Origin of the sequence: Brevibacillus brevis, assembly GCF_031583145.1 — a bacterium.
Taxonomy (GTDB): domain Bacteria; phylum Bacillota; class Bacilli; order Brevibacillales; family Brevibacillaceae; genus Brevibacillus; species Brevibacillus brevis_E.
The window spans coordinates 1,386,788-1,412,692 of record NZ_CP134050.1 but is presented as its reverse complement, the minus strand read 5'-3'; the positions used below and the strand labels follow the sequence as shown (position 1 = coordinate 1,412,692).

General features: G+C 55.0%; 28 protein-coding genes. 9 read left to right on the top strand and 19 right to left on the bottom strand.

Annotated elements, in window-relative coordinates:
• The first annotated feature begins 129 nt into the window (after window positions 1-129).
• From RGB73_RS07210 to RGB73_RS07170, 9 genes are all read left to right on the top strand, one after another.
• Entirely contained in the window at window positions 130-846 is a 717-nt protein-coding gene (locus RGB73_RS07210; protein ID WP_310770474.1) for a M15 family metallopeptidase, read from the top strand.
• A 58-nt stretch (window positions 847-904) separates the two neighbouring features.
• Window positions 905-2,527, top strand: coding sequence for an ABC transporter substrate-binding protein (locus RGB73_RS07205; RefSeq protein ID WP_310770472.1), 1,623 nt, complete (start codon window positions 905-907; stop codon window positions 2,525-2,527).
• Window positions 2,528-2,552: 25 nt separating this feature from the next.
• A complete protein-coding gene (locus RGB73_RS07200) occupies window positions 2,553-3,557 on the top strand; it encodes an ABC transporter permease (protein ID WP_310770470.1) in 1,005 nt (334 codons plus the stop codon).
• A 14-nt stretch (window positions 3,558-3,571) separates the two neighbouring features.
• On the top strand, window positions 3,572-4,459 hold the full coding sequence (locus tag RGB73_RS07195) for an ABC transporter permease subunit (protein WP_310770468.1): 888 nt from the start codon (window positions 3,572-3,574) through the stop codon (window positions 4,457-4,459).
• A 21-nt stretch (window positions 4,460-4,480) separates the two neighbouring features.
• Window positions 4,481-5,452 (top strand): ABC transporter ATP-binding protein, encoded by a 972-nt coding sequence (locus RGB73_RS07190; RefSeq protein WP_310770466.1) that lies wholly within the window; start codon window positions 4,481-4,483, stop codon window positions 5,450-5,452.
• Window positions 5,449-6,258 carry an ATP-binding cassette domain-containing protein gene (locus RGB73_RS07185; RefSeq protein WP_310770464.1) on the top strand — a complete coding sequence of 270 codons (810 nt, stop codon included), beginning with the start codon at window positions 5,449-5,451 and terminating at the stop codon, window positions 6,256-6,258. Before RGB73_RS07190 ends, RGB73_RS07185 begins: the two co-directional genes overlap by 4 nt.
• Window positions 6,237-6,767 carry a cupin domain-containing protein gene (locus RGB73_RS07180; protein ID WP_310770463.1) on the top strand — a complete coding sequence of 177 codons (531 nt, stop codon included), beginning with the start codon at window positions 6,237-6,239 and terminating at the stop codon, window positions 6,765-6,767. The genes RGB73_RS07185 and RGB73_RS07180 overlap by 22 nt, the downstream gene beginning before the upstream one ends.
• A 207-nt stretch (window positions 6,768-6,974) precedes the next feature.
• Entirely contained in the window at window positions 6,975-7,541 is a 567-nt protein-coding gene (locus RGB73_RS07175) for an RNA polymerase sigma factor (RefSeq protein ID WP_310770461.1), read from the top strand.
• Window positions 7,528-9,210 (top strand): DUF4179 domain-containing protein, encoded by a 1,683-nt coding sequence (locus RGB73_RS07170; RefSeq protein WP_310770459.1) that lies wholly within the window; start codon window positions 7,528-7,530, stop codon window positions 9,208-9,210. Before RGB73_RS07175 ends, RGB73_RS07170 begins: the two co-directional genes overlap by 14 nt.
• Before the next feature lie 71 nt (window positions 9,211-9,281).
• On the opposite strand, the gene RGB73_RS07165 is transcribed toward RGB73_RS07170, so the two are convergent.
• The 19 genes from RGB73_RS07165 to cyoC all read right to left on the bottom strand — a co-directional run bounded on the left by RGB73_RS07165 (window position 9,282) and on the right by cyoC (window position 25,904).
• Window positions 9,282-9,593: a hypothetical protein gene (locus RGB73_RS07165; protein WP_310770457.1), complete on the bottom strand. Its 312-nt coding sequence runs from the start codon at window positions 9,591-9,593 to the stop codon at window positions 9,282-9,284.
• A 295-nt stretch (window positions 9,594-9,888) separates the two neighbouring features.
• The gene (locus RGB73_RS07160) at window positions 9,889-11,031 is read right to left on the bottom strand and encodes a GerAB/ArcD/ProY family transporter (protein WP_310770455.1); all 1,143 of its coding nucleotides are present in this window, start codon (window positions 11,029-11,031) and stop codon (window positions 9,889-9,891) included.
• Window positions 11,032-11,060: 29 nt separating this feature from the next.
• Window positions 11,061-12,275, bottom strand: coding sequence for a Ger(x)C family spore germination protein (locus RGB73_RS07155; RefSeq protein ID WP_310770453.1), 1,215 nt, complete (start codon window positions 12,273-12,275; stop codon window positions 11,061-11,063).
• Window positions 12,265-13,809, bottom strand: a complete 1,545-nt coding sequence (locus tag RGB73_RS07150; RefSeq protein ID WP_310770451.1) for a spore germination protein — start codon at window positions 13,807-13,809, stop codon at window positions 12,265-12,267. Before RGB73_RS07150 ends, RGB73_RS07155 begins: the two co-directional genes overlap by 11 nt.
• Before the next feature lie 144 nt (window positions 13,810-13,953).
• Window positions 13,954-14,472, bottom strand: a complete 519-nt coding sequence (locus RGB73_RS07145) for a DUF2179 domain-containing protein (protein ID WP_310770449.1) — start codon at window positions 14,470-14,472, stop codon at window positions 13,954-13,956.
• A 156-nt stretch (window positions 14,473-14,628) separates the two neighbouring features.
• Window positions 14,629-14,826, bottom strand: a complete 198-nt coding sequence (locus RGB73_RS07140; protein WP_310770447.1) for a hypothetical protein — start codon at window positions 14,824-14,826, stop codon at window positions 14,629-14,631.
• A 103-nt stretch (window positions 14,827-14,929) separates the two neighbouring features.
• Window positions 14,930-15,223 carry a DUF3817 domain-containing protein gene (locus RGB73_RS07135; protein ID WP_310770445.1) on the bottom strand — a complete coding sequence of 98 codons (294 nt, stop codon included), beginning with the start codon at window positions 15,221-15,223 and terminating at the stop codon, window positions 14,930-14,932.
• 179 nt (window positions 15,224-15,402) lie between these two features.
• Window positions 15,403-16,914, bottom strand: a complete 1,512-nt coding sequence (locus RGB73_RS07130) for an MDR family MFS transporter (RefSeq protein ID WP_310770443.1) — start codon at window positions 16,912-16,914, stop codon at window positions 15,403-15,405.
• A gap of 148 nt (window positions 16,915-17,062) precedes the next feature.
• Window positions 17,063-17,632, bottom strand: a complete 570-nt coding sequence (locus RGB73_RS07125; protein WP_310770441.1) for an FAD-dependent oxidoreductase — start codon at window positions 17,630-17,632, stop codon at window positions 17,063-17,065.
• A gap of 159 nt (window positions 17,633-17,791) precedes the next feature.
• Window positions 17,792-19,414: an amidohydrolase gene (locus RGB73_RS07120; RefSeq protein WP_310770439.1), complete on the bottom strand. Its 1,623-nt coding sequence runs from the start codon at window positions 19,412-19,414 to the stop codon at window positions 17,792-17,794.
• Window positions 19,415-19,430: 16 nt separating this feature from the next.
• On the bottom strand, window positions 19,431-19,628 hold the full coding sequence (locus tag RGB73_RS07115; protein ID WP_310770437.1) for a hypothetical protein: 198 nt from the start codon (window positions 19,626-19,628) through the stop codon (window positions 19,431-19,433).
• Window positions 19,629-19,709: 81 nt separating this feature from the next.
• A complete protein-coding gene (locus tag RGB73_RS07110; protein ID WP_310770435.1) occupies window positions 19,710-20,438 on the bottom strand; it encodes an amino acid ABC transporter ATP-binding protein in 729 nt (242 codons plus the stop codon).
• A 37-nt stretch (window positions 20,439-20,475) separates the two neighbouring features.
• Window positions 20,476-21,129, bottom strand: a complete 654-nt coding sequence (locus RGB73_RS07105) for an amino acid ABC transporter permease (protein WP_310770433.1) — start codon at window positions 21,127-21,129, stop codon at window positions 20,476-20,478.
• A gap of 49 nt (window positions 21,130-21,178) precedes the next feature.
• Entirely contained in the window at window positions 21,179-22,000 is an 822-nt protein-coding gene (locus RGB73_RS07100) for a transporter substrate-binding domain-containing protein (protein ID WP_310770431.1), read from the bottom strand.
• Window positions 22,001-22,037: 37 nt separating this feature from the next.
• On the bottom strand, window positions 22,038-22,988 hold the full coding sequence (locus RGB73_RS07095; protein WP_310770429.1) for a dimethylarginine dimethylaminohydrolase family protein: 951 nt from the start codon (window positions 22,986-22,988) through the stop codon (window positions 22,038-22,040).
• A 238-nt stretch (window positions 22,989-23,226) separates the two neighbouring features.
• Window positions 23,227-23,751, bottom strand: a complete 525-nt coding sequence (locus RGB73_RS07090) for a GNAT family N-acetyltransferase (protein ID WP_310770427.1) — start codon at window positions 23,749-23,751, stop codon at window positions 23,227-23,229.
• Window positions 23,752-23,780: 29 nt separating this feature from the next.
• Window positions 23,781-24,854 (bottom strand): phosphotransferase, encoded by a 1,074-nt coding sequence (locus RGB73_RS07085; protein ID WP_310770425.1) that lies wholly within the window; start codon window positions 24,852-24,854, stop codon window positions 23,781-23,783.
• Window positions 24,855-24,976: 122 nt separating this feature from the next.
• Window positions 24,977-25,294: a cytochrome o ubiquinol oxidase subunit IV gene (gene cyoD / locus RGB73_RS07080; RefSeq protein ID WP_310770423.1), complete on the bottom strand. Its 318-nt coding sequence runs from the start codon at window positions 25,292-25,294 to the stop codon at window positions 24,977-24,979.
• A 1-nt stretch (window position 25,295) separates the two neighbouring features.
• Entirely contained in the window at window positions 25,296-25,904 is a 609-nt protein-coding gene (gene cyoC, locus RGB73_RS07075) for a cytochrome o ubiquinol oxidase subunit III (protein WP_310774173.1), read from the bottom strand.
• Between the last annotated feature and the right edge of the window lies 1 nt (window position 25,905).

The following is a 25,905-nucleotide window of genomic DNA, read 5'->3' as shown; positions in this document are numbered from 1 at the left end:
CGGGCGCCCCTTTTCTTTTATCAAATTGCAGAAAATTAAATATAATTGCAGTTTACTAAAAACGGATTTTCCGCTACCATATTTCCAGAAGCGATCCATCCAACCCACACCCAGGAGGTGACAACCATTATGAACTATCCCCCGATCCCTGCCGGACACGAAGATCGCTCGGCACACACTCTCACCGTCCACGAATGCGGCGAGGCAATGATCCCCCTCTCCACCCTTTCTCCACGGATCGCCGTCTATCCCGCCTACTACCATCTCGGCTACGCAGGCACCCAGACCGAGGCGTATTTGCGGGAAGGCGCCGCTGCGAGGCTCGTCTCTGCTGCGGACAAGCTGCCAGATGGCCATCAGCTCGTCGTGCTGGACGGCTGGAGATCCTATGAGGTGCAAGCCTCTATCTACGAAACGTTTCGCCAATCCCTGATCGCCCAAGGCTGGAGCGATGAGGAGGCGATCGTGAGCGAGCTCAGCAAGTTCGTCGCCAAACCGACGACCGATGTCGAAAAACCGTCTCCCCACCTGAGCGGAGGAGCCGTCGACCTGACGATTGCCGGGCCTGATGGCTGGCTGGAAATGGGTACGGAGTTTGACGACTTTAGCGAGCGCGCCATGACACGGCACTATGAGGAGCTCTCTTCGCCTACGGAAACAGATTGCGAGATTCGGCGCAACAGGCGCCTCCTCTATCACATCATGATCGAAGCCGGCTTCGTCAACTACTCGCAGGAGTGGTGGCACTACGAATACGGCACCCTCTCCTGGGCGCGCAAAACGAACCAGCAGCCGATTTACGGAGGAATCTTGTCGATGGATGAAAAAAATGTTGAAGAACAGTAATATTTGCAATATATTAAAAATTAATTAAATATAATATATTTCTTGGGGGTCGAATTCATTGAAGCGCAGATGGTCTTTTTCCTTCCCTTCACTTCTGCTCGTCCTTTCCTTGCTGGTCGCCGCATGCAGCGGCACGCCGGCGAACCAGGCCCAAGGCGATGCCAAGCCCGCGGAAAACAAGCCCGCCGAGCCGGCGAAAACGGCGGCGTCCTCTACGCCTGCCGACACGCTGTTCGTAGGGATCACAGCCGATCAGGGCACGCTTGACCCCGCTGTCACGTTTGACAACGGAGCCTGGAAAATCACGTATCCCGCCTACCAGCGGCTGGTCGAGTACGACGGTGCCACCACCGAAGTGAAGCCAGGGCTGGCAAAGGAATGGAAAGTGAGCGATGACGGACTCAATTGGACGTTCACGCTCGCCGAAGGCAACAAGTTCGCAGACGGCACTCCAGTCACGGCCGAAGCCGTCAAATTCACCTTTGACCGCACACTCAAGATCAAAAAAGGTCCCGCTGACGTGTACAGCGTGATCAAAGAAGTAAAAGTAGACTCGCCGACCAGCGTCACCTTCGTTCTTTCGAAGAACTTCCCGCCGTTCCTCTCCACCCTGGCAGCCAACTATGGCGGCATCGTCAATCCGAAGGTCATGGAGAAGGAACAAAACGGTGATCTCGGCCAAAACTACCTCGCTAACAACACCATGGGCAGCGGCCCTTACCAGCTCACCGAATGGAGAAAAGGCGAATACATCAAGCTGACGGTAAACCCCAACTCCTCTGTCAAGCCTGCACTCCAGAACATCTTCTTTAAAATCATCCCAGATGCTACCGCACAACGCTTGCAGCTCGAACAAGGCGAGATCGACATCGCCGAAGGCATCCCGAACGAACAGCTCAAAGCTCTCAAAGACTCGCCAAACATCGATGTTCTGCAACAGCCCAGCCTGTTTGTCGACTACATCTACGTCAATTCCTCCAAAGGCAACGAGGCTCTGAAAAACCCGAAGGTTCGCCAAGCGCTCAGCTACGCGATCGACTACGACGCCCTGACCGAATCCGTGCAGGAAGGCTACGCGACGCAAATGCGCGGACCGATTCCGAAAGGGCTGTGGGGCTATGACGAATCCTCCTTCCAGTACAAGCGCGACGTGGAAAAAGCGAAGTCGCTCCTGGCGGAAGCAGGCGTCTCCAACCTGACGCTCGACCTTTTGTACTCCGACAACAAAGCCTGGTGGGAGACGGAAGCGCTGGCCTTGCAGGCATTCTTCTCGGACATCGGCGTGAAGCTGAATTTGAAGAAAATCGCCTACGCCACTTCCCGCGAAATGATCGACAAAGGCGAATTCGACCTGGCCATGGGCGTATGGAGTCCCGACTTCGGCGATCCGTACATGTTCATGAACTACTGGTTTGATTCCGTCAACTTCGGCCTCGCCGGAAACCGCGCCTTCTACAAAAACGACAAGGTGGACGAGCTGGTCCGCAAAGCCGCTTCCGTCAATGACAAGGCAGAGCGCGAAAAGCTGTACCAGGAAGCCCAAAAGATCGTCATCGACGAAGCGCCGTACCTGTACCTGTACCAGAAAGATTTCCTGCTCCCTGTGAGCAAGTCCGTGAAAGGCTTTGTTTACAATCCTATGCTGGAGGGTATCTACAACCTCGCCGAAATGTCTAAATAAAGCCGTTTGAAGGAGTGTTTTCCTCGTGAGACAAATCATCGCCAAACGCCTCTCCATGCTCGTGCTGGTCCTTTTGGGTGTGACGCTCATCACGTTTTTCCTGTCCCACGTCATCCCCGGAGACCCTGCGCGAATGATGGTAGGCCAACGCGCCAGTGAGGAAACGCTGCAGGAAGTCCGCCGTCAATTGGGCCTAGACCAGCCGGTCTGGGTCCAATATTTTACCTACATGCAAGGACTTCTCGCAGGCGACTTCGGCAACTCGATCCGCACGCAGCAGCCGGTTGTCGACGATTTGATCAAATTTTTCCCCGCTACGCTGGAGCTTGCCTTGACCGCCTTCATCATCGCCATCGTCATCGGCATTCCGATCGGCATTTTGTCCGCCGTCAAGAAAGATACGGGCTGGGATCATACCGGACGGTTCTTTTCCATCGCCGGCATCTCCACTCCCGTCTTCTGGAGCGGTTTGATCGGCATTTTGATCTTCTACAAGTTTTTTGATCTGCTGCCTTCGAGCGGCCGCATCGATTTGACCGTGACCCCGCCGACTACAATCACCGGACTGTACCTGTTTGACAGCCTCGTGACGGGCAACTGGGCCGCCTTTGGCAACAGCCTGTGGCATCTCGCCCTGCCTGCGTGCACGCTCGCTTTCGCCCAGCTCGCCATCGTCACCCGGCAGGTCCGCGCCAGCATGCTGGAGGTGCTCGGTCAGGAATACATTCGGACCGCTCTCGCCAACGGCATTCACGGACCCGTCCTTCTGTTCCGCTACGCTTTGCGCAATGCGCTGATACCCACGATTACCGTCGTCGGCCTCTCCTTCGGATCCTTGCTCGGCGGAGCCGTCGTGACGGAAACCATTTTCAGCTGGCCCGGCATGGGAAAATACGTGGTCGAATCCATCGCCTTTCTCGATTTCCCGGCGATCATGGGCTTCACGTTTGTCATTTCGTTCGGATATGTCATCATCAACCTGCTCGTGGACCTCACCTATTACGCACTCGATCCACAGATCAAGGAATAGAAAGGGGATAACCGATGTCTGGCATGACTGCGAAAACAGAAAGCATATCGACAGTAGCAACCAAGAAGGCGGTCAACCCCTTTTGGTATAAAATCCGGAAGAACCCGCTGACCTTGTTTGGCTTGTTCCTGCTGCTCGTCATCCTGCTGGCTTCGCTCTTCGCGCCGCTGATCAGCTCATACGATCCAACCAAGATCAACATCGCGCAGCGGTTCGCTCCCCCCAGTGCAGACCACTGGTTTGGCACCGACGAGGTCGGCAGGGACATTTTCACGCGAATCCTGTACGGCGCGCGCCTTTCGCTAGGCGTCGGCGTGGCCGTCGTATTCGGCGCCGGCCTTGTCGGCACCGTGATCGGAGCGATCTCCGGCTATTTCGGCGGCAAGCTCGATCAGCTCATCATGCGCCTCATGGATATCGTGCTGGCGTTTCCTTCTCTCGTGCTGGCCATGGCGGTAGCCGCTACGCTCGGTCCCAACCTGCAAAACGCCATGCTGGCCATTGCCATCATCAAAATTCCTGTGTACGTCCGACTGGCGCGGGCCGAGACGCTCGCCCTGCGGGAAAAACTGTTCGTCAAAGCTGCTGTCACTTTCGGAATCAAGCCTTGGCGCATTATCGCCCGACACATCATCCCAAACGCGATCTCCCCTGTCGTCATCCAGGTCACCCTGGACATCGGCGACGCCATCCTGCTGGTCGCTACCCTCGGCTTCCTCGGTCTGGGAGCACAGCCGCCTACACCGGAGTGGGGCGCGATGATCAGCATCGGCTGGAAGTACTTGCTCGACTACTGGTGGTACCCGACTTTTCCAGGGCTTGCACTATTTTTGGCTTCCTGCGGCTTTAATCTCATCGGCGACGGAATCCGGGACATTCTGGATCCGAAAGCCAACCGTTGATGAAGAAGGGAGTAATGGCAGATGCTGCTGGAAATCAAGGAACTTACCGTGGAGTTTTCCTCCATGCAAGACAAAGTCAGGGCTTTGCAAAACGTATCGATCTCCATTGACCAGGGAGAGATTGTCGGCATTGTCGGCGAGTCCGGCTCCGGCAAATCCGTGACAGCCCTGACTATTTTGGGACTGCTGGAAAAGAACGCGACGATCCCCGCCGGTTCCATCACCTACAAGGGCAAGAACATCCTCGCCCTCGACAAGAAAGAATTGCAGGCCTTGCGCGGGAAAGAAATCGGAATGGTGTTTCAGGAGCCGATGACCGCCCTCCATCCCACCATGCGCATCGGCGACCAGCTCGCGGAGGTCATCCATCGCCACCGCAAGATCTCATACCGGGAAGCGTATCAGCAGGCCGTCGTCAGTCTGGCGGAGGTGCAGATCAACGAGCCGGAGCTCGTCGCCCGCAAATTCCCGTTCGAGCTTAGCGGAGGGATGCGGCAGCGGGTGGTTATCGCCCTCGCGATGTCCGCGCCTCCCGACCTGTTGATCGCGGACGAGCCGACGACCGCTTTGGATGTGACTATCCAGCACGAAATCCTGAAGCTCATGCAGGAGCTCGCGGGCAAGCGCGGCACTTCGATCATGCTGATCACCCACGATCTGGGCGTCGTCTCGCAGGTATGCCAGCGGGTGGTCGTCATGTACGCGGGCGAAGTCGTGGAGACAGGGACCACCGAAGAAGTACTGCGCCAGCCGAAGCATCCGTACACCAAGGCGCTCATCGGCGCACTCCCCGATCTCGCACAGCCCGATCAGCCGCTTTCGGCTATCCCGGGAGAATCGCCCGACCTGCGCAATCGGCCCCTCGGATGCGTCTTCGCTTCTCGCTGCGCCCATGCGCTGCCCATTTGTATCGAAGAGCCTCCTGTACTGGAGCCTGCCTTTATCGAAGCCACTACTCATCACGTTGCATGCTGGAGGAGGGACACAGAATGAATTCGCTCTTGCAAGTATCCGGAATCGGCAAAGTATACCGAAAGGGTAGCCAAAGCTTTCAAGCGGTCTCTGCGGTCGATTTTTCCATTGAGCGGGGAGAAACGTTCGGCTTGATCGGGGAGTCCGGTTCGGGGAAGAGCACCATCGGCAAGATGATCACCGGCCTGGAGTCCCCCACCGACGGCACGATTCTGTACGAAGGGGCGTCCCTCTGGACCGCAGGAAAATTCAACCACTTGAAGCCGGGCGAAATGCAGATCGTCTTTCAGGATCCCCAGTCTTCGCTGGACCCTCGCATGCGGGTGCGCGCGATTATCAGCGAACCGCTTCTGGCCCTGCCTGCCGCCGAACGGAAAGCGAAAGGCTCCGAGGAGCGTCTGCACGCCTTGATCGCTCGCGTGGGATTGAAGGTCGAGCACCTCGATCGATATCCTCATGAATTCAGCGGCGGACAGCGCCAACGGATCGCCATCGCTCGGGCCTTGATTACCGATCCTGCGTTTGTCGTACTCGACGAGCCAACCTCCGCACTGGACGTCTCGGTGCAAGCCCACGTCCTGAACCTTCTGCAAGAGCTGAAGCGAGAGCGCAATCTTACGTATTTGTTCATTTCTCACAACATGGCCGTCATCCGCTACATGTGCGATCGCATGGCGGTCATGCAGAAGGGCCGCGTCGTCGAAACAGGGACGGTCGCGGATATCTTCACCCGGCCGCAGGATCCGTACACCCAAACGTTGCTTTCATCCCTACCCAGTCTTCATGCAAAGAAGGTCGATCAAGAATGTTTAACGGAGCAGAACTGAGAGAAATCCGCAAACAAAAGCAGCTGACCCTGCAAAATCTCGCCGACAAAACCGGCCTGAGCATGAGTTTGTTGTCGCAGATCGAACGTGGACTGGTTGACCCTACCGTGGGCACCTTCTGGAAAATCTGTTCCGCCCTCGAAGTACCGATCAATCATTTTTTCCGGGTAAAGGAAGACCATGAGCCTGTCATCCGTAAAGGCTTGCACAAGATCATCCAACTGAAAAACACGATGACCAAATACCACGTCCTCACTCCCTTGCAGGAAGGCAAAATCGAGTTTTTGCTGATTGAAATCGAGCCGGGAGAAACGCTGGAGCAGGAGCAGATTTCCCACTCCGGCGAAGAGTGCGGGTACATCTTGCAGGGTGAGCTGAAGGTGCTGCTGGCAGACCGGGAGTACCACCTTCATGCAGGCGACAGCATCGGCTTCAACAGCACATCGCCTCACCGCTTTATCAATCCGGGAACGTCTGTCTCGCTGGCCATCTGGGCGCGCGCGACGTAATATAGAAGAGGAGGAGCAGAGCCCACGGATCACCGGTGGGAGCCGCTCCTCTTTTTCGATGGGACGCTTGCAAGGACGCCCCTCCATGCCAGGGAGGCTTTCTTCGCATTCGGAAGGTAAATTTTTCTTTTTCTGTAAGAATGGCGGTTCCGCCCGGTAATACCTAGTGAAAAGCAAAAATCACAATGAACGACGGGAGGGAAACACATGCAGGAGGATCAGGAGTGGGTCAGCCAAGTCCTCGGCGGCGACAAGCAAGCCTACGCCCACTTGATTCGCAAGTACAAAAACCGCGTGTACGCGTTGTTTCTGCGAATGGTTCAGCGGCCGCAAGACGCGCAAGACCTGACGCAGGAATGCTTCCTGAAAGCGTACCGCTACTTGCACAGCTACGATACGCAAAGGGGCTTTGCTCCCTGGCTGTATCGAATCGCCATCAACCTGTACGTGGACAGCAAAACGGCGAAGCAGCGGCAGCAAGATCTGGTCGCGTTTGACGACGAGACCATGCCCACGGACGAAGCCAATCCGGAGACGATCTACCTCATGGGCGAAAATTGGGAGGAGCTGCAAAAGCAAATCGATCGCCTGCCGCAGCAGTATCGCCTCGTGCTTACGCTCCGCTACCTGGAGGAATTGACGTATCAGGAAATCAGCGAAATCCTCGACATTTCCGTGGCCACTGCGCAGGTCAGACTGCACAGGGCCAAACAAAAGCTCCGCGAATATTGCCAACCGGTAAAGAAAGGAGGCGGTCTGCGTGAAATGTGCTGACGCTCGTCAACTGTTGGAGCTCATGCGGGCCCAGGAAGCGAATCTCGCCGACGTGACCAGACTGGAGACTCACCTGCTGCACTGCCCCGCTTGCACGGACATCCGGACCAGGCTGCAAAAAGAAGAGGCGCTGCTGCACAACGTCATTGCCTCGCCTTCCTTGCCCGAGGAATTTATCGATTCCGTGCTGGATCAGCTCGAACCTTATCCCGCTCACGGTGCGGCGCGAAGACAGGAAGCGGCCGCAGCCGCTCAGACCCCCGCCGAAGATTCGCTCGCCACGCGCTCCTTGCGCCCGCGCAATCCCTGGATGCGCCGGATCGGTTCCTCTGTGGCCGCAGTCCTTCTGCTTGGAGCGGTGAGCATGTACGTCTCGCCGACGTTTGCCGCGTACGTCTCCTCGTTCGTCAGCAGGGTCGGCGGTGAATTGGGGCTCAAGCGGGCGGCGGAGCAAGGATACGACGTTCCCGTCAACCAGTCCGTCTCCGATCGCGGCTATACGCTGCGCGTCAAGGACATCATAGCGGACTCGGCCCGACTGGTGATCTCCTACACGCTGGAGGGCTCCGACGGAAAGCCCCTGGAGGATCAGTACCTGCCCTATTTCGAAGGCAGCCGCATCTACTTGACCGATCCGGCCGGAAACATGGTCAGCGATATGCCGGAGGATCACCAGCTGGGCCCGGACTACGGAGACATCACGTTCGTTTCGAACGAGCCATGGCCGGAAAATCTCGTGCTGCATTTTGAGATCAACCAAATCGGTATCCAGGAACCCAAGGAGGTTCACATGCAGCTGAACATCCCCGTCAACGTCGCCAAGAGCAAAGAAACGGCTCCAATCATCCCTGTAAACGCCGTCTATGAATCGCCGCAGGGAGTCGTCTTCTCCTTCGACCGGGTGATGTACGCCCCGAGCGCGACCCGCTTCGATCTGATCACGTATTTGACCGGCGAAGCACTCTCTCGGGAAAAAGAGAAGGTCCGCGTACTCGACGGCAAGGAGGATGGCTCCATCGAAGTCGACAACCACGCTTTTTCTTACCGGATCGAAAACGAGTCCGGCCAGGTGGTGGCCAGGTCCGACTTGCATTACGCAGGGCCGGATAAATTGCGCACCCTCTACTTTTCCCGCGATTTTACCTGGCCGAAGGAGGAAGGAAAGCCGAGCCATCCGGGCGAGGTGCATTGGAAGGGAGCCATCGTGCCGGCGAGCCAACCGGAGAAGCTGACCTTCATCCTGGAGGAGTTGGAAAAAATCGAGCTGGCCCGCTTCTCCATTCCGATCCGCCCTGAAGAGCTGAAAAAAGCGCCCGTCACCCGGACATACGACGAAACAGGCGACACTTACTCCATCAAGGGGTTGAAAAAAGGCGTCGATCCCATGACCCAGGAAGCGGTCTGGATCCTGGATATCGAAGGGAAATTGAAAATCTCGGATATGCCCCGCTGGAACTTGACAGACGGCGCGGGGAAAAAGTACGAGGTCGCGCCCGACTACACCTCCATGCGAGTGAAACAGACGGAAAACGGTGGAGGGCTGCTGGAGCAGAAGCTGCTTATCAAAGGGATGGATACTCCGCCCGACGAGCTGATCCTCACCCTTCGTACCTACAAAAAACGGTATACCAATCTCGACTGGCGCGTTCCGATTCCGCCCAGCGAATAAGCGTGGAAAAGACAAAGCCGCACGAAGAAAGTTTCGTGCGGCTTTGCTGCTTCCTTCCCCCCGGTTAAAGCTCAATCGTACCGCTCGTCCTCGACCCTCGTCTGTCCCTCGACGATCAGCTCCAGCTCCGTTTCAACATTCAGCGCGAGCTCGCCCGGCAACAGCTCCATGCTCTGCTGGATTTCGGGGAGCTGCAATGCCTCCTCGAGCGTCGCAGGCTTCGGCTCCTGCCGATCAAACCATCTGCGGACCTCTTCGATCCACGCGTAAAAGGAAGCCTCGAACTGTTCGGCGTCATCTCCTGCGTCATCCTCGTGGCTCTTCTTCATTCGTTCCCAGCTGGCAAGCACCGTTTCCAGAGCCTTCTTAAGAGTCGGGTCCATTTTTGCCATCTCCTCTCCTTTTCCATTCCTCTTATTATGATGTCGGTCGGCCGCGATCGACAATACTGAAGCAGAAAATACGTTCAGGCATGAACGAATGGCCCCGTTACGGCCGTTGCAGACTAAGGATGCTCTGACCTCTGCCAATCCCTATCCGAGAGGAGACTTCCCGTGAAACGGTTCGCAATTTTTGTCCTGATTGTCTTGATGAGCGTCGGTTTCTTCATGGCTGTCGATTCGCTCATGGGCCTGGGCCTTTCCCAATCGGTGCGGAATATTCGACATACCTTCACTTTCATGGGGTGGTCTGAGTATCTGACCTCACTGGCTCTTCTGTCGGTGTTCCTCGTGACGGAGATCGTTTCCTCCAGAAAGAAAGCACGAGCAAAACGAGGGGAATAATCAGGGCGAAGACGAAGTAGACGGTTCTCACCGCAAACTTCCCTTCCTGGATGTGCTCCGAAAAGCTGCCCGCAATCATAATGGACATGAAAAGGATCACGATTCCTATCGGGATGACCAATTTCCGATGATCGTGTTCGCGAAACAAATCTGCCGTACCGACGACCGCCGCATAATAATAGATGGCGACCTTGAAAAAAACCGTAATGATCAACGTAAATACCACGATGGCATCCAGGCGCTGCAAAAAGTTCGCAATGTCTACCTTGCTGATCGTGGTAAGCAGCGGAAAGGTCGAGCGTCTCGCTATGTCCGCTCCCAGTGTCGCGATTTCGACGGAAATGGTCAGACATAAGGCCAAGCCTCCAAGGAGCATGGAAGCCATTCCCGCTCGAAGCACTCCCTTTACATTTTGGAGATAAGGGAAAAGCATCGCAAAACAGATCACTTCGCCAAAGGGCGACATGAAGTTCCGAAAGAGGGCCGTCTTTACTACCGGCCCCCAGCCATTTTCCAAGACGGGAAGCAAATTGTCGATACTCACGATTCCAGAGAACTGGACGAGGAGGTTTCCTACTGTTCCCAGCAGAATGATGACGAAGAAAAAAACTTCCCCGGTTCGCGCCAACACCTCGATCCCTTTTGCCATTACATAGGCCGTCCCCAGTATCATGAGTGCATTCAGGATAAAAATGGGAGTCAGGTCATATACGGCGTTGTACAGCAGGTTGCCTACATCCCGCAAGTCTCTTGCCGCCCCGTACACAAAAAACAAAACGTAGCAGAAGCCGATAGGCCAGCCAATGATGTTCCCGAGAATCTGCCTGGCGTAACCGGTCAACGGGAGCGCCGGATAGCGGCGGTACAGCGCCACATAGACGAGCAAGGGAACGAAACCGCACAGCATGGCGAGCAGAATGGACAGCCACGCATCTTTTTTGGCATCCAGTCCCAGCGGAACCACCACGGTTGTACCCAATTCAAACAGGAACATCAGCACAAACAGCTGCAGAGGGCCGAGCCGTGCCTTTTCCATGAAATGGGTATTCGCCTCCTTTCCTGTGCTTATTTTTTCCCCTGTTCGGGATGATGAGGAGAAGTAATCATACCGGGCTGCCTGATAAAAGCTTCGATCGAAAGGTCAATTTGCGTCGAAGGCAGCATCTCGTTCCAATTGTCTTTGATTTGATCCCACGCCTGTGGATCGGCCCGATTGACCGCTCCGCCAAACCCGAATATATCCGTTTTTTCCTTTTGCGCGAGGTGGAGAGCAGCCCAGACCTTTTTTCTAGTCTCTTCAGCCAATGCCTGCTCCAATCTGGCAATGACCCGCTCATCCTCTATGGCAACCGGGATTCGTGCCTCCCTGATATCTCCCTCTTCCTTGATCGAGACATGGATGACCGGCTTCCCTTCGCGCCATTTGGCCTCGACCTTCGTCCGGGAGCGTGACACCTTGATGGCTACCGCTGCCTTCGTCCCTTCCCAGTCGACATTCAGTACGGTGCTTTTCATTTTGTTCATGAGCCACACGGTCCCAGCCGCCTCTTCCCCATCCACCCAACGAAGCATTTTGCCATTCTTGAACATCGCGAGGCCCCCATTTTTCGTATAGGCTGACGGTTTGGCGTCCTGCAGTGTCGCTATGCGCTCTCCGCTTGCCTCCCCCTGCTTCGTAAGACCGCTAATGACCGGCTCGCTTCCTTTCGTCGTCAATTTGTTGATGACATCGTCGTAATTGACGCGGAGGCTGTGCCCCCAATCCTTTTCCGAGAAATCCATCTTCCCCACATTGGCATTGGCCGGGATTTTCTCCATCGGGGTCAAGGTGCTGATCACGTTCTCCGCCGTCGTGCCTCGGGCGATGGCGACCCTGGCGGTATAGCGTATTTCGTTGGACCGCTCCAGCTCGTCGAACAAGTCGTTAATTCCTTTGCGTGCCAGCGATTCCCCGATCACCACGAGCCGCACATGGGAAAAGAACATGTCTCTGGGCACTTTCGGAGACACTTTCCGGCTGATCTCGAACATCGTGCTTCCTGTTTCGCTGTAAACAACAATCGGAGAGTTCTTTCCTCCTCCCCCGCCCAACGGTCCCGAGGTCACCTCCGAGGGGATGACGATCTGGTATGAGACGCGAAGGAGGTCCTTGCCCGGCACGAGATCGACCCCAATCGCGGAGACAAAAGCCAGCTCCCCCAGCTCTCTGCGGTTCCAACAGCCGGTCAAAAGCAGCAGGAAGACTACGCTTGCGATGACGGCGATTCTCTTACTGCTCATCCTGTTCCCCCTCCAGCCCTTTGACTTTTTTGGTTTGGATCATCCTGACGCGGGTGAACAGGGACCACAGCGGAAAGCGCATCACCGTATCCTTCTGCTCGGAAGGCAGGAAGGGCGCAAAGGGGGTCAGGTACGGAACGCCAAAAGACCTCAGGCTGCACAAATGGGCGGTGAGGACGATCATTCCCAAGGTCAGCGCGTAAAAGCCGAACGAAGCTGACAAGATCATGAACAAAAACCGGATCAGACGTGCGGAGATAGCCAAGTTGTAGGCAGGGATGGCGAAGCTGGCAATACCGGTGATCGCAACGACGATGACCATCGCCGGCGAAACGATGCCCGCTTGTACCGCTGCCTGCCCCAACACGAGCGCGCCTACGATGGAAACGGCCTGTCCGACCGCCCTGGGAAGGCGGATCCCCGCTTCCCGTAACAATTCAAACGTCACTTCCATAATCAGTGCCTCGACCAAGGCTGGAAAGGGAACGCCTTCCCGGGACGCGGCCAAGCTGAACAAAAGGCTGGTCGGGATCATGTCCTGGTGAAAGGTCACCCCCGCGATGTAGATGGAAGGGACCAAGAGCGAGATCAAAAAGCTGATATAGCGAATCAGCCTGAGAAAGCTGCTGATGTCGTAACGCTGATAGTAATCTTCTGCGGATTCAAAGAACTGCGCGAGCACTGTCGGTACGATCAGGACGAACGGTGTGCCGTTTACTAACACGGCCACTCGCCCCTCGAGCAGGTTTTTGGCCACCACATCGGGACGCTCGGAATTGTACATCGTCGGGAAAGGAGTAAAGGTCTGATCCTGAATCAGCTCCTCGATATACCCCGACTCCAGGACAGAATCAAGCTTGACCTCCTTGAGTCTTCGTTTGACTTCCTGCACGATGTTTTCGTCCGCTACTCCTTTTATGTACATGACGGCGACATCCGTTTTGGTCACATTGCCGATCTTCATCGTTTCCAGCCAGAGATCCGGGTTCATGATCCGCCGGCGAAGCAAGGTGATATTGGTCGCGATCGATTCGTTGAAGCTGTCCTTGGGACCGCGGATCGTTACTTCTGTGGTCGGCTCCGAAATGGAGCGCCACTCGCCTCCTCTCGTGCCGCAAACCACCGCTTTTACGCAGCCGTCGATGAGAATGGCGGTATCGCCGGAAACGACGGAGACAGCGAGGTCCGTCCAGTCTTCGGTTTCTCTTACTTCGCCGACCTTCACGGCGCGACTTTTGATGAAGAGGAACGTATCGTCAGGGGAGAACAAGCGGGCGGCAAGATCATCCGTCCCGAAGACGGACAGGGAACGCAGAATGAACTCACTTACGATTTGCATGTCAATCAGATTGTTCGTGTAAGCGACAGCAACCCGAATTCCCTGTTCCCCCAGCTCCCACTCGCGGATCGTCAAATCGGGACTGAACCCGAGCTCTTGCCGCAGCTGCTGCAGGTTGGCGGTCAGGCTCGGCTGGAAAGAATGCATCGGTCCAGTGGCCTGTTTCTTTCGAGCATACCTAGAATACCCTTTCATCTGTCAGTCCCCAAGTCCATTCATTTACCACAATTATCCGCAGGGGGGGATCGTTTTATACGGCCCGGTCCACCCGCCGCAAAAAACGAAAAAAGCCAGCGGCGCCCACTGCAAGGACATCACGCTGACTTTCTTTTCGACTGCTCACGGCCGCAAACGCCTCACCCAGAAACCGCCTTTCAGCTGCTGCGGTTCGAATGAAATGACAAACGCTTTGGGCGCGATCTCATTGATATGCTTCCACAGCTTCTTTTCATTACTGCGCTTGGTCAATACTTGCATCATCAGACGCGGCCCGTCTCTGCCTTCCGCTACCCACGAAGTCACTCCGAAGCCCAGCTGGCGCAGCTTGGTCGGAACCTCCATATCGATGGAATCGACGACCACTTGCAGGGTGATGTAACCGAGAGCCAAATACTCCTCGATTTTGCTGCCCACAAACACGCCCATTCCCCAGCCGATACAGTATGCCGCCAAATTAACGGGATTGTCCAGATTGTCGAGGACGAGGCCCAATCCTTTCAAGTAAACGAACACTTCCACCATGGCGACGAGCGACGCTGCAAAACGATATCCTTTGATTACCATCAGGAGCCGCAGCGTAAAAAACGAAACGTACGCGATATTGATCCCGATGATGATCAAGACAAATTCCAAGCCCATTATGCTCCTACCCCCGCCCGAACCGGACTGCATTTTCTTAAATCGCCATCTACTATAGTCCATGCAGAATGCAAAAGCTACCTACCTAGGAATCAATTCCCGGTATCAGGCTGAAAAGCAGAAGCGGCAGACTGACGTCTCTTCGTCACTCTGCCTTCACACAAAGCAGCGGGCAATTGCGCTCGCGCCTCGATGAGCTTCATTCAACTCGTCGGTCGCCACCTTTTCAGATGTCTCGGTCAAGGTGATGATCTGCGGGAGGACCAGCGGGTACCGGTCCTCCATCAAGGTTTCGAGATAATATTCACCATCCTTGTCCCACGAAAGAACACCTGCCAAAATTCTGGTCTCCATACGCATCCACCTCTTTTGTCCAGTTCGTATCCACCTGCGCGGATATAAAGCAAAGACGGGTACCAATACCCGCCTTTGCTGCCGAAAGTCTCTGCCTGATTGTCTACGCTTGCTCGTGCTTGATCCGCGCGTCCAGCACGAAATTGCCAAATGGCAGCAGGGATGCAAGAAACGCTCCCGCCACTTTCAAAACCGACCACCTGTTTGTGAAGGTCACATGGGCCAAAGCCAGTATGTATAGCACGAAAAACAGCCCATGCAGCGATCCGGCGATCTTCACGGCAGCCGGAAAGTCGAGAAAATACTTGAGCGGCATCGCAATCCCTAGCAGAACCAAATACGAAATACCTTCTATGATCCCGATTACGCGAAAACGTCCCAGAGCCGTAGTCAACATGCGCCCATACCATCCTTGAAAGTAATTACCATCATTATAAACGAAAAACTATCAAAAGAATGGCAAATGTCCAATGTTCATAATTATTTCAAAATCGGCAGACCGGGCTTCCACACATGGCCGACCCGGCCCGCGAAGCCCGTTTCTGAGATGCCTTTTTGCCAGGCGCGCCGTCCCGCTTACGGATTCGGCTTCGCGGATGGCTTCATTTGCACCCGCTCGCTGCCCATCAGTACGATGCCGACGACAGCCAGCACGGCCGGAACCAGCGCCCACAGGAAGGTGTGCGCAATCGACGAAGCGAGAAAACCCGTGATCTGCTCCAGGACGGGAGCCGGGATGGAAGCCCTCGCTTCCGGTGAAAGGATGGCCCGCGGATCCGCGATGAAGACCTCGAGGCCAGGTTGTCCGGCGAATGCGGCGCTCATGTCGCTTGTGAACAAGTTGCGCTGTACGATCCCGAAAACGGTGATGCCCAGCGTCATCCCCAGCGAACGGAAAAACGAGCCCGTCGAGCTGGCTGAACCGCGCTGCCGCATATCGAAGCCGTGAATGGCCGACATGCCGAGCACCGAAAAGGAAAAACCGACGCCGAATCCTGTCACGATCATGTACACGGTGAGCAGCCAGCGCGGCACATCCGTCGAGAGTGTACTGAGCAAAAACAGCCCGGGGACAAAGAAGACGGCGGACACAAGCATGATTCGGCGGAAGCTCATTTTTGTCGTAAGCATCCCGCCAAGCTGGCTGCCGCACACGGAGGCAAGCATCATCGGCGTCAACAGCATGCCTGAATTCGCCGCAGACCCTCCGTACACCCCCTGGATGAAAATCGGCAGGTACACCGTGGAGATGATGAATGCCGAGCCGTACAGCAATGCGACAGCGTTGGTCGCCGCAAACAGGCGCCTTTTGAACATCGAAAAGGAGATGATCGGCTCCGACGCTCTCGTCTCGATCAGCAAAAACAGGACGAACAGCACTGCGAAGCACGCCAGCAGTCCCAGGATTTGCACGGAGCCCCAGGCGTACTGGTTTCCGCCCAGCTCCAGCGCGAACATCAGGCTCACGACGGCCCCGACCAGTGTGATCGCCCCCCACCAGTCGATGCTTTGCTTGCGATGCTCCAGCGACTCTTTGTAGTAGACGGAGAGGAACCAGAGCGATACCAGGCCAATCGGCACATTGATGTAGAAGATCCAGTGCCAGCCGAAATACTCGGTGATGTACGCGCCCAAAAGCGGACCAAGCACGCTGGACGTCCCGAATACAGCACCGAACAATCCCGTCATCTTTCCGCGTTTCTCCGGTGGAAACACGTCGAAGATGATGGTAAAGGCGATCGGCATCAGAGCCCCGCCGCCAATCCCCTGGATAGCGCGGTAGATGCTCAGCTGCACAATGCTGTTCGCGGTTCCGCATAATATCGAGCCTAGCAAAAAGACGATAAGTCCAAATACGTAAAACCGTTTTCGTCCGTACATGTCGGACAGCTTTCCAAAGATCGGCATCCCTGCCATCGTCGCAACCATGTAGGCCGATGTCACCCAGACGAACTTGTCGAGCCCGCCCATTTCCCCGACGATCGTCCCCATCGCAGTCGCCACGATCGTATTATCCATCGACGCCATCAGCAGGCCGAGCAAAAGCCCTGCCAGGACGAATTTCACATTGCTCTCCTTGGCAATCAAGCAGTTCCCTCCAATTGGTTCATAATCAGACTATTTTCTCCTATGATAGTCAATTTCGCCTCCTCCTATAGGCTAGCCTAAGTCAGAAACAAAAATAACCAGCCAAACACGATAGCATTCGTGTTGACTGGCCGTTTTCCTGCAAAGCTTAGTTCGTTTTCAAAACGTCGTGATCCACATAGCGCTCGCCGTTCAGCTCGCTGATGACGTTGATCGCTACTTTGGCCCCATCCCCGGAGGTGATGATCGTATGTACGCTCACGCCAGCGCACGTACCTGCCGCCCAGATCCCGGGGACATTGGTCTTGCCTTGGGCATCCACATCCACCACGGTCTTGATGCGCGGCTCGGTGCCTTCCTTGGTCTTGACGCCCGCTGTTTCAGCCAGATTGACCAGCGCACCCGTAGCCAAAATCACGTGTTTCGCTTCAAAGGAGCCTTTTTCCGCCGTTTCTACGGTCAGACCCTGTTCGCCTTTTACGATGTTGGTCACTTGATCGGTCACCAGCTCGGCGCCGAATTTCTCCGCCTGCTTTTTCCCGATCTCGATCAGGTCGGGACCCGAAATTTCCATGATGCCGTAGTGATTTTCCATCCAGGCGCGTTTGGTCATGCTTTTATCATTGTCAATCAACAGCGTCTTTTTTCCTGCTTTGGCCGCGAACAGCGCTGCGCTGCCGCCCGCTGGACCTGCTCCGATAATGATGATATCGTACACGTGCAGCTCCCCTTTCCATATTGTGTAACACAACATAATTATATACTATGTTTTCAAAAAGAAAACCCCTGAAGTGTATCCTCCAGCAGGTTTGAAGAATAGTAGGCTGCCCTACCCGTTACATTTGCTTTTTCCCCACTCTCTCTATGCATCCGCCACTCAGATTTCACAAAGGTTTTTGTTTCCTCCGCGCTCATAGCAAATTTCTCCGTTGATTACTGTCATGTCTATTTTCGTCTGCAGCACCTCATCAGCGTCCTTTTGCTCCAGGAGGTTTTGCGAGTAGACCGTCATGTCTGCAAGCTTTCCGCGACTGATGCTGCCTTTGATGGTCTCTTCATTCGTGGCCAGCGCGCCGCCAAAGGTGAACAGACGCAGAGCTTCTTCCATCGTCAGGTTTTGGGCAGGATAGTATCCTCCGTGCGTATCCTCCGGCGTTCTCCTGGTGACTGCGGCGTGAATGCCCAACAGCGGCTCCAGCGGCTCCACCGGCGCGTCCGAACCTCCCGCGCACATAATGCCAGCCTCGAGCATGCTCTTCCAGATATACGTTTGTTCGGCCCGCTCCCGGCCGATTCGATCCGCTACCCATGGGAAGTCGGAGGCGACAAACCGCGGCTGGATATCGGCAACGATACTCGGGCGCCTCAGCCGCTGCAGCTGATCCGGACGAAGCAAGGACGTATGGATGATGCGGTCACGGAAGGCTACCGCCGGGAATCGCTCCAGCGTATTCAAGACGTTTTCCAATGCCTGATCCCCGATCGTGTGCACGGCAATCGGCATGTGTGCGTCCCGTGCTTCCCGAAAGAGCGCATGCAAGGTATCGTTGTCGTGGATTTCACTTCCCACGTTGCCCGGATCGTCCGTATACGGCGCAGAAAGGAGAGCCGTTCGACCGCCAAAGCTCCCGTCGGCAAAAATTTTGACAGCGCCGATCTGCAGTGTCTCGTTCCCGTAACCTGCATACATACCGAGCTCCCGCAGTCGCTTCACATGTGGATAGTAGATGAGCAGATTGCAGCGAAGCCGATTTTGCTCCTGGTTCAGCAGCTCGTCGTACAGCTGCCACGTTTGATCCAAGCTCCCATACGTGCGCAGATCCTCCGTATGGACACTCGTCAGGCCGACTTCAATCGCGAGCCGCATCGCCTGGCGCAGCGAATCCTTGAACTGTTGGTAGCTAGGCTCTGGAATGTGCCTTGTAATGATGGCCGATGCCGTTTCCAGCAGCAAGCCCGTCGGTTTTTTCGTCTGTGGATCCAGCACGACGGTACCGCCAGACGGAATCTCCATGTCTGTGTGATAGCCAGCGACCTGAAGCGCTTTGCTGTTCACCAAATAGACGTGACCGCATACCCGGGTCAGAAAAATCGGGCAGTGCGGCGCGACCCTGTCCAGCTCTTCGATGGTAGGCAATACGCCGTCCGCAAATCGATTCTCGTCCCATCCCCTGCCTTGTACCCATTCATGGGCGGGCGTCTGATCAGCCTGCTCCTTTACTGCTTGCAGCAGCTGATCTTTGGAGGTGACCTTTCCGAGATCCGTCGTCAGCAGCTTCGTCGCGATCGCGGACATGTGCAGGTGACTGTCAATCAGGCCCGGTGTGACCATTTTTCCACTTAGATCCTTCACGACTGCATCTGATCGTCCCCACTGCAAAAGCATATCGCGATGGCTTCCCAAGTCGATGATTCTGCCGTCTCTGACCACCACTGCCTCTGCCTGCGGATGATGGGCGTCGAAAGTATAAAATTTTCCGTTCGTGTAAATCGTCGTCATAAATATCCATCCTCCATCATTTGGTAGACGTCACTGCGGGCTGCCGCAATATCGTCACGAGAGCGAGGGCTGATGCTCTTTGCTGCCTCCTGCACTGCTCGAACGGCTGCTTTTCATCCACGGTCAGCAGCTTGCGGTCTTCCATAATGATCTGCCCGTCGATGATGACGGTCTCGACCTCACTGCCTCTGGCCGAATAGACGAGATTGGGCACGATGTTGCGGATGGGATCCGGTTTAATAGGAGGAAGGCTCGGATCAAATCGGCTTTCACATCCATGCCTCCCCTCTCTCGCCTAGTGATTTAATACCTTGGAGAGAAAATCCTTCGCCCGATCTGTCTGGGGATTGGTAAAGAACACTTCAGGTGAAGCCACTTCCACGATCTTTCCATCCGCCATAAATACGATCTGATTGCAAATTTCCCGGGCAAACCCCATCTCGTGGGTAACGACGACCATCGTCATTCCAGTGGACGCCAGATTCCGGATGGCGTCGAGGACTTCCTTGATCATCTCCGGATCAAGCGCTGAGGTCGGTTCATCGAACAGCATCACCTTTGGATCCATCGCCAACGCCCGGGCAATGGCCACCCGCTGCTGCTGCCCGCCGGAAAGCTGAGCAGGATATGACCCGAATTTTTCTCCCAGCCCGAGGGAGGCCAGCAGTGCTCTTGCCTTTTCTTCTGCCTGCTCTTTCGGCACCTTTTTCACTTGTATCGGGGCAATGGCGACATTCTCCACAGCCGTAAGATGAGGATACAAATTGAACGATTGAAAGACGAAACCAATGTCGGAACGAAGACGATTGATGTCGGTCTTCCTGTCATGGACAGAAATGCCATCTACGATAATCTCTCCGCCCTGGATGGACTCCAGTGCGTTGATACTGCGAATCAGCGTGCTTTTGCCCGCGCCGCTTGGTCCGATCAGGGCGTAGACGTGCGACTGCGGGATCTCCAGATCGATGTCTTTCAATACTCGTACGCTTCCGAAGCTTTTGTTCACCTGCTTGATTCGGATCACAGTCCACCCTCCTTCGCAAATTCTTGGCAGCGTTCCTTTAATCCGATACGCGATATCGCCGCTCGAGCAAACTGATTAATTGCGACAGGAAAAACGTGATGCAGAAATACAGAATGGCGACAAAGGTCCACACTTCCAAGGCGCGAAAGGAAGTCGCAACCAGGTTTTTGGCGACCAGCGTCAGATCAACCACGGAGATGACCGAAACCAGAGAAGAGTCCTTGATCAGCGTGATAAATTGGGAAGCCATGGGCGGCAGCACTTTGCGGAACGCTTGCGGCAATATGATAAGGCGCATGGCCTGAACATAGCTCATTCCTGAAGAGCGCGCTGCTTCCATCTGTCCACGGGGCACAGCTTGAATCCCTGCCCGGACGATTTCCGCGATGAATGCTGCGGAAAACAGTCCCAAGCCGACAACACCTGACCAAAAAGGTCCCAGCTTCAAGATCTTTCCAAGAACAAAGTAAATCCACATTAACAGGACCAGCAAGGGAACACCACGGATAAATTCCACATAGCTGACCGCCAGAAAAGAAACAACCCGATTGCGGGAAATCCTGCAAAGGCCCAGCAGGATTCCCACTGGTATGCTGACGAGCAGCGCACATGCGGACAATTGCAGCGTTAACAGCAAGCCGTCCCATAGCAAATCAAGATTTTGCGGAATCACACTCCACGATCCACCCATTTTGCCCAAACCTCCTTCTATCCGTTTGCTTTCCGGGAGTCATGAGCGGCTAGTTGCTCTGCTGGACCTGATTGATCCATTCGTTCGATTTGAACCATTTATGGATGGACGCCTGATCAGCCGGTCCATTGCGATACGAGGCCAAAAATGAATTGAGCCATTGCACCGTGGCATGGTCGTTCAGCGGTACGGCGATCCCCAGATTTTCGCTGGACAAGACATCGTACACACCTCTGACGGAGTCGCCATTCAAAATTTCATACACTCGGATGCCCGGCTCGTCAAAGACGATCGCATCGGCCTGTCCTTGCTTCACGGCCAGCGCCGCATTGGTGAAGCCATCAAAGTCCATGACCTGCGCATTTTTGAACAATTGCTTGGCCAGCAAGGCTCCTGTCGTCCCTTGGGAAACGGTAATCTTTTTCCCCGGTTGGTCGAGGTCCTGCCATGTCTTCGTCGATCCGTCCTTTTTTGGCACCATGATCACTTGGCCTGCAGAGTAATACGGGTCCGAGAAGCTGACAGCCAGCGCGCGATCCCCCCGAATCGTCACACCCGAGATGACCATGTCGATATCCCCCGTCTGCAACGCAGGAATGAGGCCGCTAAACTCAAACTCTTTAAACTCCACTTCCACCTTCAAGGCGTCTGCAATCGCTCTGCCCAAGTCCATATCGTATCCAACGAATTTTCCTTCCTTGTCTTTCATCTCAAACGGGAAGTAGCCGGGAGATGTACCAATGACCAGCTTCTTCTTGTCCACTACTTTTTGGATGGTCGAGGGGCCGCTCACTCCCCCTACGGCCTCCTGGGAACATCCCGTCATCATCACCAGCAGCAAAGCGATCCATATGAACGCCCATTTCTTCATCGTCATTCCCCCCTAATCGATTCACGTATATTGCCAGTCAGTCGATGACCAGCGGATCTCTGCGCAAAAACGCCGTCATACAGTGGATGGAGCCCCACCCCTTTATGATCTCGTCCATTTCCGTCTCGATCACCTCGATCCCGGCCATCTCCATCTTGGCTTTCGTCTCCGGATTCCCCGCCGGCATGACGACTTTTCCCGGCTGAAGAGCTACGAAATTCGTGCAAAAGGTCTCTTTCACTTCGACCGGATTGGTCGCTTCGATTACTGTAAAATCTCTGTCTAACAGCGGTTTGACAACATCGTAGGGAACCTGCCAAGGGAACAGGACCACCGTCCGTTTATCCGCAATGTTCAGGAGCCCATCGATATGAGCGTGTCCATACGGAATCGGAAAGCGAATGAAATCGGTCACTCCGAGATTGCGCAGCTCTGCTTCGACCTGCTTCGCCCCTGCCTCGTTGGCCCGAGCCCCTGTACCGATGATGACTGTCCGCCGATCGACCCACATCAGGCATGCACCATCGAAAAAACCATCACCGTTGATCGTCTTGATGATCGGCACACCCAGCTTGGCCAACTGTTCGGCGACGTACCTCTCTTCCCCCCGCCGCGCTTCGATCGCCGGCCGACAGACGATAGCTCCCTCTGGTGTCGTTACGACCAGGTCTCGCAAATACAGGGCATTCGGCTTGTCTTCCCGCATGTTTTCCACGTAGTGAACCTCAATTCCGTGATCCCGGTAGATCTGGGCCAATGCATCCTGCTGAGCCCGAGCCCGCTCCGGCACCATCGCCGCCTTCCAGCGGAACTCCGAGAAATTGCTCTCGTTTACGATTTCGATTTCCTGACCCGGCCTTCTCATCAAGACGGAACGAAGCGTGCCCACCTCTGAATCACAATACCAGTTGCCCCACAGCTCGGGCATATCCTCCGAGAATACCTTTTCCGACGGGAACCAACGCTCGCCTTGTACATTCACTCTCATAACGTAGATGCTTCACTCCTTTTTGAGTAAGAACAATTTATATAAGTCCAACAATGGCTGGATTATATATCGTATGAATTTTCTGTCAGGAGTATAGCTAGAAGAATATTACTGATATTTTATTTCGAGGGATATAAATAGGCAAGGACTATTCGGAATATAAAGAATATTTATAAAACAAAAGATATCTATCAACACCCCAAATAAAAAAAAGAGGGCTTCTCTCCCTCTCTTTCGTCTACAGCTCGATCCAAAACCGCCGCACTACATTGCCGTCCGCTTCGATGAATTCCGACTCGAATACGCCGCTGTTTTTTACGATGGTCTTCTCCGAGCCGGCATTGCCCCGATCGCATGTCACAAGCACACGCGTGATCCCCAGCTCCCTCGCCTTTTGCAGCGACTGCGCGAGAATCTGGGTAGCGTAGCCTTTTCTCCGCTGGGACGGAACCACCCCGTAGCCGATATGGCCTCCCGTTTCCAGCAGCTTGTCCGTCAAACCATGGCGTATATTGACCGCTCCTGCGATCTTGCCCTGCTCGTTGACCAGCCAATACGTAGACGTCGCCACCCACCCCGGCCGCAGATTCGCGCCGAGACTTTCGTCCTGCAAAAAGCGAACGTACGCCGCGAAGTCGGTCGGGTCCTTGTCCACGATCCACGGGACGATCCTCTCCCCGCTTTGCTTCCACTCTTGGTAAAAAGCCATATACTCTTCTCGCCACTCCATGGATGGAGTCGCCAAGTGCACCTGACCCGCCATCTTCTCCTCTCCTTCTCCCCTGTGGTAAATTACCCCATCTTACCACGGATCGCTTCGCGGTGACAAGGAGCGGCCGTGATTCCAGAAGAGGCGCTCGCTTCCTCCTGCTGGATGGCTGTTTGTCCCTCCCTCGCCCTTCGCAGCAGCTCTTTGGTCTTTTGCTTTTCTCTGCGAAGGAACTGTTTCACCTGATTCAAGCTCATCCGAACGTAAATTTTCTTGCGTAAAAACCGCTCAAAGATATGGGGAAAAGCCATGTCCACAAACAGCAGGCTTTTTTGCTGCGAAGTGAGCGGGTTTTCTTGCAGGTAGGCGGACAGCAGCAGGTGAAGCTTCTTCGCTTTCCAATTTGGGTCGTGTGCGATGACGCTGTCGAGAAGACGGGTCAAATCCTTGGAAGGAAAATCGTACCGGACATCTTCCCAATCCATGATCGTCGCTTCAGCCGCATCGCACAAAATATTGCGCTGATGCAAATCGCCATGGCAGAGAAAGTGCTCCCGGACCGGCAGGCTGCACCATTCCGTGAAGTACGCATTTCGGCGCAGCAAGTCGCGCGCTGTGCTTCCTGCCTGCTGAAAGAACCGCACGTATGGCATGATTGCCTGGATCTTTGCGGAAGGGTTGCGGCTTTCCCTCTTTTTCCACGCCTGTATCGAGGCCAAATCGTCATCGTACTCCCGGATCCAGCTGCTCGAACCTACGTATCGCCCGCTGAGCTCGGAATCAAAGCCCACCGACACCCTGTGGAATTGCCCGAGCAGGCTTCCCGCTCTCTTGATCTTGCCGGATGAGCGCAGATTGATCGGGCCTCCCGGGCAAAATCGCTGCAGGACGTACACATTCCTCCGCCACCAAACATACGGCTTGCCATCCAGGGTCGGAACCACCTCCGGGATGCGGATGCCCTGTTCGCGCAGGTAGTCTTCCGCCTCAAGGATGAACAGCTGACGGTCTCTCGAGGTATGAAGGCTTTTGAGGATATAGGTCCCCAGATCCGTTCGAAGTTTGAAAACGCTTGTATGTTTGGGCGTCGGGATCCGCTCCATGCGGTGAACCGTAACACCGTATTCCTGCGCAAGCTTCCCACTCAGCCGTTTCACCAACGCTTCTCCCTCCCTAGCAGTCTCACTAGTAGCGTATGGAAAAAGCTACCTGCGGGTTCCCTGCCGGTAAAGACAGCAAAAAGCCTCCCGGGAAATCCCGAGAGGCTTGCTATTTCCGATTAATACTTGTTGAACGTCATGATCCAGATCGATCCGGCGATGATCGTGAAGACGATCACCAGACCGAGGACCAGCGTCTGTACGTTGTAGCGCGGCTTTTCGCCTTCGCGAATGTGCATGAAGAAGAACAGCTGCACGACGAACTGCAGGATCGCCATCACCATGATGGTAATTACCGTTGCGGTTTTGCTGAGCATAGAGTTCATGACCAGCACCAGCGGAATGATGGTGAGCACAATCGACAGAATAAAGCCGATCACATACGATTTGAGCGATCCGTGATTGTGATGATCTCCATGGTGTTCATGTTGTGTCATCCTACATCACCCCCAACAGGTAGACGACTGTGAAGAGGAAGATCCACACAACGTCCAGGAAGTGCCAGTACAAGCTCAGGTTGGTCACTTTGCGGCGGGTTACCGGTGTAATGCCGCGGCGCTTCAGCTGAATCATCAGCGCCACCATCCAGAACAAACCGACCGAAACGTGAAGTCCGTGCGTACCGACAAGCGTAAAGAATGCGGACCAGAAGGCGCTGGTAGCCATGGTGGCTCCCTCATGCACCAGATGCGTAAACTCGTTGATCTCCAGCACTACGAAGGCCAGACCCAGTACGGCGGTCACTGCCAGCCAGGAAATCATTTCTTTGACTTTGCCTTTGTTCATCGCCAGGACAGCCAGACCGCTCGTGAAGCTGCTGGTGAGCAGGATGAAGGTCGAAGCGATGATCCCCGGAAGCTCGAACAGTTCTTTTCCTGTCGGCCCTCCTGCGTAGTTGTGCATCAGCACCGCAAAAGTGGCAAACAACGAACCGAATAAGATACAGTCAGTCACAACAAAGATCCAGAAACCGAGGACCTTCAGTTGTTCATGCTCTTCATGGCCATGTTCATGATCGTGCGCATGACCGTGGTCGTGCTGCGTCATT